This is a genomic window from Rhodococcus sp. 06-156-4, assembly GCF_002259345.1.
Lineage (GTDB): Bacteria > Actinomycetota > Actinomycetes > Mycobacteriales > Mycobacteriaceae > Rhodococcoides > Rhodococcoides fascians_E.
The window spans coordinates 180,843-194,007 of record NZ_NPGB01000003.1; the positions used below are offsets into that span (position 1 = coordinate 180,843).

Genomic DNA, 13,165 nt, shown 5'->3' on the forward strand with positions numbered 1-13,165 from the left:
GGCGCACAACACCACCGATGCTCAGTGGACCTCGAGTGCTCAGGCCATCTCGCGGAACATCCCAGGATCGGCTGTTCGAGACAGTTACGAGCCGCGCTCCGCCTGTCTTGGAGCAGACCGCGGCACTGCAAACAGCGCTCGTCGAGCAGCGCTCGTCGAGCGGCTGGCGGTCCGCGTGGAGGGTGGACTGGCCAACGCGGTTCGCTTTGCTGGAGTAGACATCGACAGCCCACAGGCGCACACCTTGCTGCAGGTGGTCCTCGACGGACTTCGACCGACGAGTCCTCGTTGAACCGGCACGAAGGGTGTGCGATCTCGGTCTCGACGTCAACTTCCGGACAATAGTTCTCGAACCAGAGAACGAAGCTCCTCGGCTTCCACGTCGGCACCGAACACAGGGTGCCCGGGCTCGAGAACCCTGCTCTCGGCGAGAGACCCGATCGGCACGGGATCGAACCCGAGGTCGTCGACGAACGACGCGATGTCGTCTACATCCTGGACCACATCACCCGCAATCGCTATCGCCTTGCGGCCGCCTGCACCGCGCGGTCGGGCTTCGTCGTCGAGATCGTGATACCCCATGTGATTGAACGCCTTGACGACTCGTGATTCGGTGAGATATTGCTGAACCAGCTCGCTGGTGGATCCGTCGGGACTCGCCAGGTCATCTCGGACGCCGTCGTTCTCCGACCAGTAGTTCATGGCGTCGACCACGAGCTTGCCGCGAAGCTCGTCGACCGGAACGCTGGCGTATTTACCCAAGGGCAGAGCTAGCACGACGATGTCGCCCTCTACGGCCGCGCGGGCGGGGTGCACTGCGACCGCGCCCGGGGCCAGTACATCGGTGGTGAGCGAGATCTTCTCGGGGTCACCGGATCCCGCGAGTAGAACGCGGTAGCCCGCGACAACCGCAAGCCTGGCGAGGACCGTGCCCACTTTCCCGGCGCCCAGAATGCCAACGGTTCGAGGTGTCATCGGGCAGCCGTGTCGATGCCGAATTCCTGACCACTCACGACGACGCTCCTTCGCGTTCGAATTCCGAGGAGTCCGCGGCGAGTAGCTCACGGACACGCGGGGCTACTTCCCGGCCGAGAAGTTCGATGGTCTGCGCGCGAGCGGTCCGCGGCAAGTGACGAATGTCGTACTTGAGATCGAAGCGCGAGAGGTGCAGTGCACGTGCAGTTCTCGCGATCTTCTGCGCAACGACCTCCGGGGACCCTACGTACAGCGCCCCTTCCACCAATTCGGACTCGTACCGTTCGCGCGTCGGCGCATAGAAGCCGCGTTCGCGCTGCAGTTCCTCCACGAGCGGCTGCCAGTACGTCCACCACAGTTCACGTGCCTCCGCGTCGGTCTCGGCGACCAAACCGACAGCGTGCTGGCCGATGGGCAGTTGCGGGTGGCCGAATTGCTTCAACGCCCGCTCGTAGAGTTCGACGTTGGAGGCAAACCGCTCGGGGCGCCCGCCGATGATCGCCATCAGCAGTGGAAGTCCGTATTCGGCAGCTCGCATCACCGACGCCGGACTTCCTCCCACACCGATCCACGTCGGAATCCCGCCGACCGGCATCCGAGGATGCACACGCTCGTCGACCAGTGCCGGCCGGTACCGCCCGGACCACGTGACCTGTTCCTCTCGCTGCAACCGCATGAAAAGCTCCAGCCGCTCGTCGAACAGCTCCTCGTACTCGGCCAGGTCGTAGCCGAACAACGGAAACGACTCCTTGGAACTACCGCGACCGAGAACGATCTCGGTCCGCCCATTGGACACAGCGTCGACGGTGGCGAAGGACTGATACAGACGCACAGGGTCGTTGGTGCTCAGCACGGTCACTGCAGTCCCCAGTTTGATTCGCGTGGTCGACGCTGCGATGGCCGCGAGCAGCACCGGAGTTGCGGCGTCCGTATGTCCCTCGCGGTAGTGCTCGCCCACGCTGAACACATCGAGCCCAGCCGACTCCGCGAGCTGCGCTTCTTCGATCAGCAGTCGGATGGTCTCTGCATCGGACAGCGCTCGGCCGCCCTCGGTCGCAACCTCACCGAACGAATCCAGGCCAACCTCGAACTTCATCGGATCTCTTGTCATGAAAGAACTTCCCTACTGCTTGTGTGCGTTCGGCAGGCGATGAACTCCGATCCGGTTCGACGCCCGGGGCAGAGTTACGTGAGTTCAGAAGCCGTAGGGTCCGAATCGACCCCAGGCCACGAACGCCGACAGAATCGCCAGAACGATGCCGGGCAGAGCGGCGGGAACGCCGTCGCCGCGGCGAAGGTGCACGCCGACTGCGCCAAGCATGACAATTGCCAAGCCGATCGCGGCCAACGGCACCAGAACATCGGGAAGGCCGGTGAGCGCGGGAAGAATCAACCCCACCGCACCGAGTACCTCGACCACGCCGATACCGCGAACGGCATTCTGGGGCAAATCCGCCACGTAGGGAGTTTTCTCGATCATCTGCTCACGCTTGCCGACGATCTTCGACCCGCCGGCGGCGAGGAAGACCACAGCGAGAAGACCCGCCAGTACCCACAGGACAACGTTCATGTTCAACCTTCGTTTGAAATTTCAAGTGACTTCGACAAGGTACAGCTGCAATTTTGAAATTTCAAGTCAACTAGGATGAAGGCATGAACGACGACACACCCTGGCTCAGCCACGACGAAATCAGGGCGTGGCTGACCTTCTCCGGATTACTGGAGTCGCTACCGCAACTTCTGAGCGCGCAGTTGAAGAAAGACGCGTCCATGAACAGCTACGACTACATGGTCCTCGCGGGGCTGTCGGAGTCTCCGAACCACACCATCGGGATGACCGACCTCGCCGCGTTCGCGGCCGGCTCCTTGTCTCGGTTGTCGCACGCACTGACCAAGATGGAAAAGCGCGGATGGGTACGTCGTCAACCCGTGGCCGAGAACGGCAGACAGACCGAGGTTGTACTGACCTCGGAGGGCATGTCGGCCGTCCAACAAGCGGCACCCGGCCATGTCAGGCTGGTTCGACAGTTGTTCATCGACACACTCGGCGAGGATCAAGCCATCGAACTCGGCCGGCTTGCCAATCTCATTCTTACCGAGGTCAATCCAGCCGGCCAGAAGCTGATCGACGAGCGTTACGCTGGCGCACCGGCGGGCCCCCATCCAGCTAGCCGGGGGTAAATCGGGAATGCCGGCGAATCGAGGCCCCGTGAGCCGATACTCGACGGCGGGCTCGAGGCGCAGAACGACCCCTCCGTTCAGGCAACGACACATTGTCTTTACAAAGAATCTAGTACGTTCTAGCCTTGTCCTGGCTTTACACACCAGGAGACTGACATGCAGATCGGACTGATCACGGATTCGCTGAGCCATCTTCCGTTCGAGGAAGCGCTCGACATCGCCGCCGAGGCCGGTCTGTCGTCAGTGGAGATCGCTACCGGCAACTGGTCGACTGCGCCGCACGCGAACCTGTCCGAACTCGTGGAATCCGAAGCGGCCCGCGCGAAACTGACCGACGCAGTCCAAGCGCGACATCTCACGATCAGCGCGCTCAACGCGAACGGCAATCAACTCCACCCCGTCACGGGACCTGCCCACGACGACGTCGTCCGCCGCACCATCGAGGCCGCCGGGTTGCTCCGGGTGCCCACCGTCGTTCTGATGTCCGGACTACCCGGTGGGCCCGGCGACTCGTCGGCCAACTGGATCACCACCTCGTGGCCTCCCGAAAACCTCGCGATTCTCGAGTACCAATGGAACGAGATCGCGCTTCCCTACTGGGATTCATTGGCACGCTTCGCGAAAGACCACGGCGTGCGGCTTGCAGTCGAAATGTGCGGCTCGCAACTCGTCTACAACGTCTCGACGATGAAACGACTCGCCGACGCAACCGACCCGACCGTCGTCGGGGCGAACCTCGATCCATCGCACCTGATGTGGATGGGCGCAGACATCCCGTCGGTCATTCGCAGCCTGGGCAGCCGCATCTTTCATGTGCACGCCAAGGACGTACGGATCAACCGACACAATGCAGCGCACAACGGTGTGCTCGACACCGTCGACGTCACCGATCCGCATGCGCGAGCCTGGAATTACGTCACACTCGGACTCGGGCACCCCGAAGGCGCGACGTTCTGGGCGGACTTCGTCTACACACTGCGTTCCGTAGGGTACGACGGCACGCTGAACATCGAGCACGAAGACGCGTTGGTCAACGCCGCGGAAGGTGTTCAGAAGGCCACTCGCCTACTGCAGCAGGTAATTCTCGAACACGCACCCGACTGGCAACCCGCACAGATCTGAGCGGCGCTGGTTTACCGGTGAAGCGCTCGGGTTACCGGTGAAGCGCTCGGGTTACCGAGAACGGGTCGAAGTCACTGCCCCACGACGGTAGCGTTGCTGTCGAGACGACTGCTCCGGACCGTATCTCGGCGACCAGATCTCGGCCGACGATGGTCCCGGCGGCGTGTACGCCACTGAGCATCGACCCCACTGTGCCCGGACCCCATGCAGTGCTGGTGCCCACGGTGAACAATCCCTGAATCGGTGTGGTGTCACCGGGACGGAACGGACCGACCTGCGTGAGGCTGGACTGCAACCCGAACGCAGCCCCCGCGGTGTTGTTGACGAAACGAGTCTGTGTCTGCGGCGAACCCAACTCGGCCAACTTCACCTTCGACGACGACCCTGGATACGCCTGTTCCATTCGTTCGAGCATGCCGTCGAGAATGATCTTCTTGATCTCGTGGTAGTCGTCCGCCGAGCGATACTCCCCCGACTCGATTCCATACCCTTCCACTCCCCACAAGCGTGCGCTCGCGGGTGTGATGGTCTGCACTTCGATGGTGGCGTGACCGGTCGGTGCAGCCCGAAAATTCGACGGATCGCGTTGGGAGGACGACTGAACGAACATCGGCTGACGCGCAGCCACTTGACGCGCCCAGTGCTCACCGGATTGGGCGTTCTCGGCGCTCATGACGGTTCGATCGAATGCCATCAGCGACCGAAGCGATGTGGCATCGTCGAAGTTCGGGATGGCGAAGTAATTGCTGTTGGGGCGATCACTCAGGTCGATCTCGACTCCGAAGAACCCGTTGATCAACGGTCGAGACATTCTCCACCGCTGCACTTTTCGCGCGAAGCGACGCGGTAGACGATCGAGCCCGATCAAATCCGTGTAGGTCTTGATGATGTCCGCATCGGAGACAACCGTGTTCGCTGTGATGACCTCGCCGCCCCTCAGCCGAACTCCGGTGGCGATGTTGTCGACAACCGTGATCGTCTCGACTTCACTGTTGGTTCGGATTTTTCCACCGTTCGCGGTGATGACCTCGGCGTAACCGGCAGCCAATACCTGACCACCACCCTTCGGATAGAACGAGCCGGTCCCGACGTAGTCCTGAAAGAAGCCTGCCATCGCGGCAGTGGGCAACACCGACGAACTACTCCCCAGCGCTCCGCACTGGACCGACAGCGCCAACGTGGTCCGAGGGGAGAACCCGCACGCGGCCAAAGTCGCCACATAGGGCAGCGCCATGAACGGCGCAGCCCGCCCGGCTCGTCCGGCCCACCGCGCAACGCCCGCAGCGGTGTCCATGTCGTTGCGGTCGTGCGCCTCTCCGATGCGCCGCAGGATGCCGTGGAAGCGCCGAACGGAACGCTTCTCGGCTGGAAAAGTGTCCAGGAGGCTGGTCAGGTACGCATCCCACCCGACCGGAGTCGCCAGCTCGAAACCGGGGGCGACGATACGATCGAATCCGCTCTGATCCATCGGAAGCCACGACACTCGGTCGTCGAGACCGATGCCCTTCATCATGTCGTCGACGATGCCCCCGGGTGCGCAGTGGCTCATGTAGTGCACCCCGCAGTCGAACTCCCATTGTCCGCGTCGGCCGAACACATGCGACGAGCCGCCGAGTGTGGTGTACCGCTCCACCAGCAGAACCTGCTGCCCCACGGCGGCCAGGTATGCGGCCGCGGACAATCCCCCGAGTCCGGCCCCGACGACGATCGCGTCGAAATCTCGTTGTCCTTGGATCGACTCCGACATCGTGTTCCCCCTCGTGGGCGTCTCCGCCCCTGCTACTACACCGATCGGTCTAACCGACCGTAGTGCAACGATCGGTATAGTCGCAAGGGTGTCGACGCGAGGTAAAGCACTGGGAGCACGGGACAAGTTGCTTCTGAGCACGATCGACCTGATGCGCCGAAAGGGAGTGGTCGGCACCGGAGTCGCGGAGATTTTGGAACACGGAGCAGTGTCACGGCGATCGATCTACCTGCACTATCCCGACGGGAAGTCGGGTCTGGTCGCCGAAGCCACCCGGCTCGCAGGCACCTACATCGAAGCGCAGATAACCGCAGCAGCCGCGCACTTCACCCCACGCGAGGGCCTCGCTTCGTTCATCGCGCAGTGGAAGAACGTGGTCGCCAGCAGCGAATTCAACGCCGGCTGCCCCATCGCTGCAGCCGCAGTCTCTCGCGCCACCACTCCCGCAGTCGCAGACATCGCCGGCGCAGAGTTCGATCGATGGCGACAAACCCTGGCAACATCGCTGGTCGAGCACGGCATCGAGCAATCCACCGCGGAGTCCCTCGCGAACACGATCTTGGCAGCAGTCGAAGGCGCCGTGATGATGTGCGTGGCACAGCGATCGCTCACAGCGCTCGACGACGTCGAGCAGCACCTGACCGTGCTGCTCGATCACCACCTCACCCAGGCAGACCCCCGCCGACAGCGGTGAAGCACCCCAAGCAGAACAGGCAGGGGACCCCGCATCCTCCCGGTCGGGATCTACTTCCGTCGGCGACAGGGCTCAGTCGCGGACAGCCGGCGGTAAATTGGGGAATGCCGGCGACTCGAGACCCAGCGAGCCGGTGCTCGCGGTGGGCCTGATGCGCAGGAAAACACCCGCACGGTGAGTGTCCTGCTGCTGTGCGTACTTCATCGCACTGGCGTGCCCGCCTGGCGGATACGCGTAATCGATTGCGGCGCCCAGTGATTCCCACAAGCTCACCGAGGTGTGTTCGAACGGGAGATTCGACGAGATGTCGACGCTGCCTCGATGTCCGGGGTGATGCGCCGCCCGAGAGGCTGCGTGGACGTTGTTCGCTACGAAACGTGCGAGGTGCCGGGGCTTCAGAACGCCGTGGACCACCACTACGAGGGGGTCGGACTTCGCGACTGAACCTGCCCCTTCGTCGGATGGAACCCAGCCGTGCCACGTGTGATGCGATTCCTGTAATCGCACCCGCACGATCTCACCGTCGAGACTGAATCGACGATCGTCCTCCAGGACCGGCCGCAGCGGACCTCGGAACGCATTTCTGGCGGCCCGATCCGAATCCCAGGCTGCAATCAGAGCTCGGCCACCCGGGATCATTTTCGGAATCAGCTCGTGTGTGGCGTGATTGGAGTGATTGACCGTTGCCGACCGTAGTCCGGGGATGCCGTTTCGGAGCGCCGCCTTCGTTGCGCGACCCCACCGCAACGCCCCACCCGGAGGGTGGTCGTAGACATCGATGGTGATGAAGTCCATGGCCCGTGTCACGCCCTGCTCGAAGCGAGACGCCGCCGCCAGTAGAGAGCGGCAGGCACCGCGCCCAATTCGAGGGCGATCGCCACCAAGGCGCTGGGGTGCGGCCGGCCCACCCGACGCCACGACAGCAGACGTGCGAGTCCACCGACGAACACAGTCGCCAGCGTTGCAGTCAGAATCGGCGAGTCCTCCACGTCATGGAGCTGCGAGAGGATGATCGGTCCGCTCACCATCTTGAAGACGTTGGCGTAACGCAATTCTCCGTCGACCGTGGACGAGACCACCTGAGAGTCACCCGGTGTACCGGCTACTCCGAGGACAACCTGCTGCCCACCGCTGATCGTCGGAGCAAGCGCCAGGATACCCAGCGACCACTGCATTCGGGTGCGACTGCGTTCGTACTCGATACTCGTCATGGCATCTCCCTTCCTGTGAGCGGAATCAATTGTCGAGGAACGACACGAGGGCTGGGACGAATTCTCGGTGGTACTGGAAGATCCCACCGTGTCCGGAGTCGGGGTAGATGGTGACCTGCGAGTTCGGCAACCGGCGTGCGAGATCGACGGAATGCTCGCTGGCCACCATGATGTCGTGATCGCCGTTCGCGACGAACGCAGGATTGGTGATCATCGACAGGTCATCGGCTTTCGCCTTTCCGCCGCCCACGATCGCCCGCAGCTGCGCCACTCGCGCCTGCACGGAGATCGCCCGGTCGCGGTCCCCTCTCCGTTCGGCAAGTCGCGCGAAGTAATCCTTCGCAGCTCTCTTGCCTTCAGCCGTACGCGGAAAGAACAGAAAGTGCCGCGGATCCTGCCGTGCCAAGGCAGCTTTCAGGTACGCCAGTCCTACGATGCGCGCCATCTTGTCGATCCCACCGCCGCCCCGAGGTCCCGTGCCCGTCAGAACCAACTTGCGGACGAGATCGGGAGCTTGCAGCGCCACCATCTGCGCTACTGCTCCGCCCAACGAGAATCCGAACACGTCGACTTCGTCGTGACCGAGGGCGCGGATGAACGCAACGGCGTCGGCACCCATCTGCTCCAGACGAGTAGGCACCGATCCACCGGTGGATCCCACCCCTCGATTGTCGAAGGCGATCACGTGGTGCCCCTGTGCGACACCGTCGATGACACGTGGGTCCCAGTCGTCGAGGACCGCGGTGAAATGGTGGAGGAAGACAACCGGGACACCACCTGTCGGGCCCAGTTCGCGGTAAGCGAAGGGCACCCCGTCGATCCCGATGAACTTGGTCGGTACGTCTCGCCACAACTGTGGCGGTTCGAGCGTGGACATTGTTAATCCTCTTCTCTTTCTCGTAGGTCGATGACGTTGCGTACGTGACCGATCAGCGATTGTCGAGCTCGGTCAGTAGGGTCCGAAGGCCGGCGCTCTTGGTCAGGTGGGTGTCGAGTACCGGGTTGATGAAGCCGCGAGCCGCGGACAGTGGAATCCACCGCGCGGGGCGTACCACCCGTGTCGCGCGGCCTTCGATCCCGTCGACGACCGCGCGTGCGGCAGACTGCGGTTGCAGCCGCTTCAGAAGCGGTCGCGGAAGAACCTTCATGACGTCCCCGGCGGTGCGATCGTTGTCGAGACCGTTCTGGATCATGGGGGTGTCGATGAGCGAGAAATAGGCCGTGGTCACGCCGACCCCGTGCATGGCGAGTTCGACTCGAAGTCCGCGTCCGAGCTGTTCGATTGCCGCTTTGCTCATGGCATACGGAATCGTCGCCATCCCGTTGAGGAACGCGAACACCGAACTGACCAGGACCACCTGACCGCGACGGTCGATCACGTGAGGCAACGCGGCTTGGACGGTGTTGATCACACCGATCACGTTGACCGCGAACACCGTATCGATCGCCGTGGGAGGGGTGTTGCGCAACGTGCTCGTGCGCGCAAGAACGCCTGCGTTGGCCATCACGACGTCGATGCGTCCGAGGCGGTCGACCACTTCCCCCATCGCTCGATCGAGATCTGCGCGGTCTGTCACGTTCGCGACGACGCCGATCGCGGATGACGGGTGCCGCGCGGCCACGGTTTCGGGGGTGGACGGATCGATGTCGAGAACGGCAACGGTGGCACCTCGTCGAGTCACCTCGGCTGCCGTGGCCGCACCGATTCCGCTGGAACCGCCGGTGATGACGACGACCTTGCCTGCCATGTCGTACGAAGCGCGCCTCACCGTGTGCCGCGTCTCGGGTTCAAGGTGATGCGCCCGTTGCGTCGGATCATCGCAACCGTGGTGCGCAGTCGCCCTCTGGCCGGGTCGGGTGCAAGCCCGGCCCCCATTCGGTGCAATTGATCGGTGTGCCATCCGATTGTCAGAACACTCTCGATGGCGGCAGGGTCGGTGATCTTCGCGACCGCAGCGCGCAGCGGAAGTGTGATGGTGCGAGTGGTGAGGGTTCGCGTCCGGCCGGCCAGTACGGAACGGGCAGCGCCGGCATCGAGAACGGTGGGGCGTGCAATCCCCACCGCATCGCAATCGCCGCTTTCGATGGCCTCGGACATCCCGGTCTCGGTGCGGAACCCTCCCGTGACGGCCAGCGGAACGTCACCGGCCACACCTCGAACGGTCCGGGCGTACTCGAGGAAATAGGCTTCCCGCGCTCGGGTACTCGCCGCGGCCGTACCGCTCATCGCGGGGGATTCGTAGTTTCCACCGCTGATCTCGAGGAGATCGATTCCCTCGGTGGACAGCGCTTCCACCACGTCCCGCGACTCGGCCTCGGTGAACCCTCCGCGCTGGAAGTCGGCCGAGTTGAGCTTGACCGACACCGCGAATCCCGGAGACACCCGAGAGCGGATGGTACGGACGATGTCGAGCAGGAACCGGCGTCGCCGGACCGGGTCACCACCCCACTCGTCGGTACGCGTGTTCGTCAGGGGTGAGAGGAATTGGGTGACGAGATAGCCGTGGGCGGCCTGAATCTGCACTCCGTCGAATCCCGCGGTCTCACAGACCTGTGCAGCCGCGGCAAAGCGCTCGACGATGTCCTCGACTTCATCGGACGTCAGGGCACGCGGCGTCGCGGCACCGGGCACGTTCAGAGCGATCGCGCTGGGGGCTACCGGCGTGTGCCCGATCGACAGCGGGTTTGCCTGCCTACCTGGATGATTGAGCTGCACGAAAATAGGGACACCCGCATCCTTGGTCGCCTTGGCCCAGGACGACAAGGCGGGAAGGTCCCGTTCGTCCTCGATCACCACGTTTCCCACCTCGCCGAGTTGCGAACGATCGACCATCACATTGCCGGTGACGAGCAGCCCGTAGCCGCCGTCCGCCCACGTTCGATACAGACGCTCGAGCCGTTCGTTCGGAGCGTTCGACGCTCCGCCCAGCGCCTCGCTCATCGACGCTTTGACGATGCGGCCTGGTAGCACCAGGCCGCACGGCAGTGTCAACGAGTCTCGAAGTGAAGACATCGAGGTTCCTTTCTGTTCGACGAGCGAATATTGAATGGCGATCATAATATGACGATCATAATATGACGATCATAAGACTATGAGATAGATTGAATCGAGGCAAGAGCTGCGACCAGATCAGAACGAAGGACCGACGATGACCCGCTACGACGGCGCCCAGAAGGAACAGACGCGGACACGCATCATCGACAGCGCAGGACGTCGACTCAAGAGCAGCGGGATCGACGGATCAGGTGTCAGCACCTTGATGAAGGACGCCGGGCTCACGAACGGAGCCTTCTACGCCCACTTCGCATCGAAAGACGACCTCGTCGCCACGACCATCGCCGACCAACTGCGGCTCCAGCACGACACCATCGAGGCACTCCCCGACGACAGAGCGTCGCTCGACGCCTTCATCGCCGACTACCTGTCACCCCGCCATCGTGATCACCCCGAGGCCGGATGCCCGTCCTCGGCACTGCTCACAGAAATCGCTCGATCGAAACCTGTTGTGCGCGAGTCGTACACGACGGGAGTCGAAGAGATCATCGATCTTCTGGCCTCCCGCATCCATGCGCCCGACGCGTACACGAGGGCGATCGGGCTCATCACGACCCTCATCGCGACAGTTCAACTGTCACGGGCGATCGCCGACCCCGCGGCGTCCGACGCTGTGCTCGCTGCCGGCCTGGTGAATGCTCGGAACTTCCTGGATTGACAGGCGACGCGTCCAGACACATTCCGCCCTACGACGAGCTATCCATGGTCTCACGCCCGGTGAAGGTCGTTCAGTCGAGCGCCCACGTCATCGATACGACGGTTCCCACTGCGGAGTGGTCGAGAGCGAGGTGATCGCTGACGGCTGCGGCCAGATCGAGTCCGTGTCGGCGGTGGGGCGTGGGATCAGGAGGTTTCCAGATCCCGGCGTCGGCGACGGTGATCGTGATGGTCGAAGCCTCGCGGACGGCGGTCAGCGTCATGATTCCGGGTTTGTCCGAGGTGGTGTACGCGTGCTCGACGACGTTGGCGAGGGCTTCGTAGGTGGCGAGCTCGATGGCGTCGACGAGGTCCTCGGTGACGTCGAACGATGCAGCCCAACGTCGTACGCGTCGACGCAGCATCGTCGCAGACGACGGGTCGGCGTGGCCATGGTGTGTCCACCGAGCGGGGTCGACGGCGCGGTGATCGGCGTTGCGTTCGGTCATCAGGTCGCGTCGCTGTCCTGGCCGCTCACGTGCGCGATCGCGGAAGCGAGATCAGGGAAGGCCTGCATGAAGCGATCTATCCCGCTGAGCTCGATCGGACGCAGCACGACCGGCCGCGTCGCAACCAGCGCCATCACCGCCCCTTGCGGCAGATGCTCGGATGTCTTGACGAGGGTCGTGATGGCGCTGGAGGACAGGAAAGCAGCGTCGGTGAGGTCGACGACCAGACCACCCTCGGCCTCGGCAGCAGCGGCAAATGCGGCTGTGGCCAGATCCGGCACGACAGACATGTCCAGTTCGCCGTCCACAGTCAGCACCCGAGTACGTCCCGTCGAGGTGAGTACAGCGCGAAACGGTGACGGATCCGCGTCGTCGGTCACCACGAGTGCACATTCTTCGGCGATGTCCACAGCATCATGACCATCTCAGTACCCGTCGTCCATGCGGCCAACCCTCGACACCCTCACGCGCCTACGCGCCCTGGCCCCCATCGCGAACCCTCGTGTCGTCAGGCATGTCGATCGGAGTTCTCTCGGAGAAGATGTTCGGCGCCGAGAGCGGTGAAGATTCTGCACGCGACGCGGTTCGCGCCGACCACCTGCATCTGCTGCTCGAATGCTTCCGAGGCATCGACGGCGTCGATGATCGACCTCGCCGCACCCGAGTACAGAAACGTCACAGCCGAGAGATCGACATCGACCTTCGATCCGGTGCGTATCGCTCGGTCGAGGACGGCGGCAATGTCGGTACGGGACTCCATCTCGAACTCCCCCGCCAGTCGCACCACCCTGCGGTCGGCGGATACGGCTTCCACATCGATGTCGTACCGGGCCGCCGCATCGGCAACCACGCTCGGCGGCGCGTTCGTATCGGTCCACGAGAAGGAGGAGTCGGGCATGGCGGTGGTCATCGTGTCCTCTCCCGGGTGCTCGCGCCGTGACGGACTCGTGACCGTCACTCCTGCGTCACCTCGTTGACTGTGCAATTAGTTTTCCAGTGTTCGATATCGAAGACTCGACCGATCTATCTCGAATT

General features: G+C 63.3%; 16 protein-coding genes. 4 read left to right on the forward strand and 12 right to left on the reverse strand.

All coding sequences use genetic code 11. The annotated features are described in order from the left end of the window. Positions 1–327: 327 nt before the first annotated feature. The 3 genes from CH290_RS01045 to CH290_RS01055 form a co-directional block, all read right to left on the reverse strand. Entirely contained in the window at positions 328–1,071 is a 744-nt protein-coding gene (locus tag CH290_RS01045) for an NADPH-dependent F420 reductase (RefSeq protein WP_212555934.1), read from the reverse strand. Next, positions 1,010–2,086, reverse strand: a complete 1,077-nt coding sequence (locus tag CH290_RS01050; protein ID WP_033189197.1) for an LLM class flavin-dependent oxidoreductase — start codon at positions 2,084–2,086, stop codon at positions 1,010–1,012. Before CH290_RS01050 ends, CH290_RS01045 begins: the two co-directional genes overlap by 62 nt. Positions 2,087–2,170: 84 nt before the next feature. Next, positions 2,171–2,545, reverse strand: coding sequence for a DoxX family protein (locus CH290_RS01055; RefSeq protein ID WP_033189196.1), 375 nt, complete (start codon positions 2,543–2,545; stop codon positions 2,171–2,173). A gap of 83 nt (positions 2,546–2,628) precedes the next feature. Here CH290_RS01055 and CH290_RS01060 point away from each other — a divergent pair, with 83 nt between their 5' ends. Continuing rightward, on the forward strand, positions 2,629–3,156 hold the full coding sequence (locus CH290_RS01060; RefSeq protein ID WP_052083146.1) for a MarR family winged helix-turn-helix transcriptional regulator: 528 nt from the start codon (positions 2,629–2,631) through the stop codon (positions 3,154–3,156). Between the two features lie 156 nt (positions 3,157–3,312). Next, positions 3,313–4,278 (forward strand): sugar phosphate isomerase/epimerase family protein, encoded by a 966-nt coding sequence (locus CH290_RS01065; RefSeq protein ID WP_033189195.1) that lies wholly within the window; start codon positions 3,313–3,315, stop codon positions 4,276–4,278. A 31-nt stretch (positions 4,279–4,309) separates the two neighbouring features. Here CH290_RS01065 and CH290_RS01070 read toward each other — a convergent pair whose 3' ends face one another. After that, positions 4,310–6,025, reverse strand: coding sequence for a phytoene desaturase family protein (locus CH290_RS01070; RefSeq protein ID WP_019663777.1), 1,716 nt, complete (start codon positions 6,023–6,025; stop codon positions 4,310–4,312). Positions 6,026–6,113: 88 nt separating this feature from the next. On the opposite strand from CH290_RS01070, the gene CH290_RS01075 reads away from it, so the two are divergent. Continuing rightward, the gene (locus tag CH290_RS01075) at positions 6,114–6,719 is read left to right on the forward strand and encodes a TetR/AcrR family transcriptional regulator (protein ID WP_019663778.1); all 606 of its coding nucleotides are present in this window, start codon (positions 6,114–6,116) and stop codon (positions 6,717–6,719) included. A 72-nt stretch (positions 6,720–6,791) separates the two neighbouring features. On the opposite strand, the gene CH290_RS01080 is transcribed toward CH290_RS01075, so the two are convergent. The 5 genes from CH290_RS01080 to CH290_RS01100 are packed head-to-tail and all read right to left on the reverse strand — an operon-like array spanning position 6,792 to position 10,943. Next, complete coding sequence (locus CH290_RS01080) at positions 6,792–7,526, reverse strand: hypothetical protein (RefSeq protein ID WP_249277797.1); 735 nt, start codon at positions 7,524–7,526, stop codon at positions 6,792–6,794. Then, complete coding sequence (locus CH290_RS01085; RefSeq protein ID WP_230620972.1) at positions 7,523–7,930, reverse strand: DUF4345 domain-containing protein; 408 nt, start codon at positions 7,928–7,930, stop codon at positions 7,523–7,525. The genes CH290_RS01080 and CH290_RS01085 overlap by 4 nt, the downstream gene beginning before the upstream one ends. 25 nt (positions 7,931–7,955) lie before the next feature. Continuing rightward, entirely contained in the window at positions 7,956–8,807 is an 852-nt protein-coding gene (locus tag CH290_RS01090) for an alpha/beta fold hydrolase (protein WP_019663781.1), read from the reverse strand. Between the two features lie 52 nt (positions 8,808–8,859). Then, the gene (locus tag CH290_RS01095) at positions 8,860–9,699 is read right to left on the reverse strand and encodes an SDR family NAD(P)-dependent oxidoreductase (RefSeq protein WP_230620971.1); all 840 of its coding nucleotides are present in this window, start codon (positions 9,697–9,699) and stop codon (positions 8,860–8,862) included. Then, positions 9,696–10,943, reverse strand: a complete 1,248-nt coding sequence (locus CH290_RS01100) for an NADH:flavin oxidoreductase/NADH oxidase family protein (RefSeq protein WP_033189528.1) — start codon at positions 10,941–10,943, stop codon at positions 9,696–9,698. The genes CH290_RS01095 and CH290_RS01100 overlap by 4 nt, the downstream gene beginning before the upstream one ends. A 136-nt stretch (positions 10,944–11,079) precedes the next feature. On the opposite strand from CH290_RS01100, the gene CH290_RS01105 reads away from it, so the two are divergent. Further along, entirely contained in the window at positions 11,080–11,643 is a 564-nt protein-coding gene (locus CH290_RS01105) for a TetR/AcrR family transcriptional regulator (protein WP_033189193.1), read from the forward strand. Positions 11,644–11,713: 70 nt separating this feature from the next. Here CH290_RS01105 and CH290_RS01110 read toward each other — a convergent pair whose 3' ends face one another. The 3 genes from CH290_RS01110 to CH290_RS01120 form a co-directional block, all read right to left on the reverse strand. Beyond that, positions 11,714–12,130 carry an ATP-binding protein gene (locus CH290_RS01110; RefSeq protein WP_033189192.1) on the reverse strand — a complete coding sequence of 139 codons (417 nt, stop codon included), beginning with the start codon at positions 12,128–12,130 and terminating at the stop codon, positions 11,714–11,716. Next, complete coding sequence (locus CH290_RS01115; protein ID WP_033189191.1) at positions 12,130–12,540, reverse strand: STAS domain-containing protein; 411 nt, start codon at positions 12,538–12,540, stop codon at positions 12,130–12,132. Before CH290_RS01115 ends, CH290_RS01110 begins: the two co-directional genes overlap by 1 nt. A 98-nt stretch (positions 12,541–12,638) precedes the next feature. After that, the gene (locus tag CH290_RS01120; RefSeq protein ID WP_230620970.1) at positions 12,639–13,040 is read right to left on the reverse strand and encodes an STAS domain-containing protein; all 402 of its coding nucleotides are present in this window, start codon (positions 13,038–13,040) and stop codon (positions 12,639–12,641) included. Positions 13,041–13,165 lie beyond the last annotated feature (125 nt).

Coding starts and splice junctions, on each gene's coding strand:
- CH290_RS01070 (WP_019663777.1), bottom strand. CDS start 6,025: ATGTCGGAGTCGATCCAAGGACAACGAGATTTCGACGCGATCGTCGTC.
- CH290_RS01090 (WP_019663781.1), bottom strand. CDS start 8,807: ATGTCCACGCTCGAACCGCCACAGTTGTGGCGAGACGTACCGACCAAG.
- CH290_RS01120 (WP_230620970.1), bottom strand. CDS start 13,040: ATGACCACCGCCATGCCCGACTCCTCCTTCTCGTGGACCGATACGAAC.
- CH290_RS01050 (WP_033189197.1), bottom strand. CDS start 2,086: ATGACAAGAGATCCGATGAAGTTCGAGGTTGGCCTGGATTCGTTCGGT.
- CH290_RS01085 (WP_230620972.1), bottom strand. CDS start 7,930: ATGACGAGTATCGAGTACGAACGCAGTCGCACCCGAATGCAGTGGTCG.
- CH290_RS01100 (WP_033189528.1), bottom strand. CDS start 10,943: ATGTCTTCACTTCGAGACTCGTTGACACTGCCGTGCGGCCTGGTGCTA.
- CH290_RS01065 (WP_033189195.1), top strand. CDS start 3,313: ATGCAGATCGGACTGATCACGGATTCGCTGAGCCATCTTCCGTTCGAG.
- CH290_RS01060 (WP_052083146.1), top strand. CDS start 2,629: ATGAACGACGACACACCCTGGCTCAGCCACGACGAAATCAGGGCGTGG.
- CH290_RS01110 (WP_033189192.1), bottom strand. CDS start 12,130: ATGACCGAACGCAACGCCGATCACCGCGCCGTCGACCCCGCTCGGTGG.
- CH290_RS01105 (WP_033189193.1), top strand. CDS start 11,080: ATGACCCGCTACGACGGCGCCCAGAAGGAACAGACGCGGACACGCATC.
- CH290_RS01055 (WP_033189196.1), bottom strand. CDS start 2,545: ATGAACGTTGTCCTGTGGGTACTGGCGGGTCTTCTCGCTGTGGTCTTC.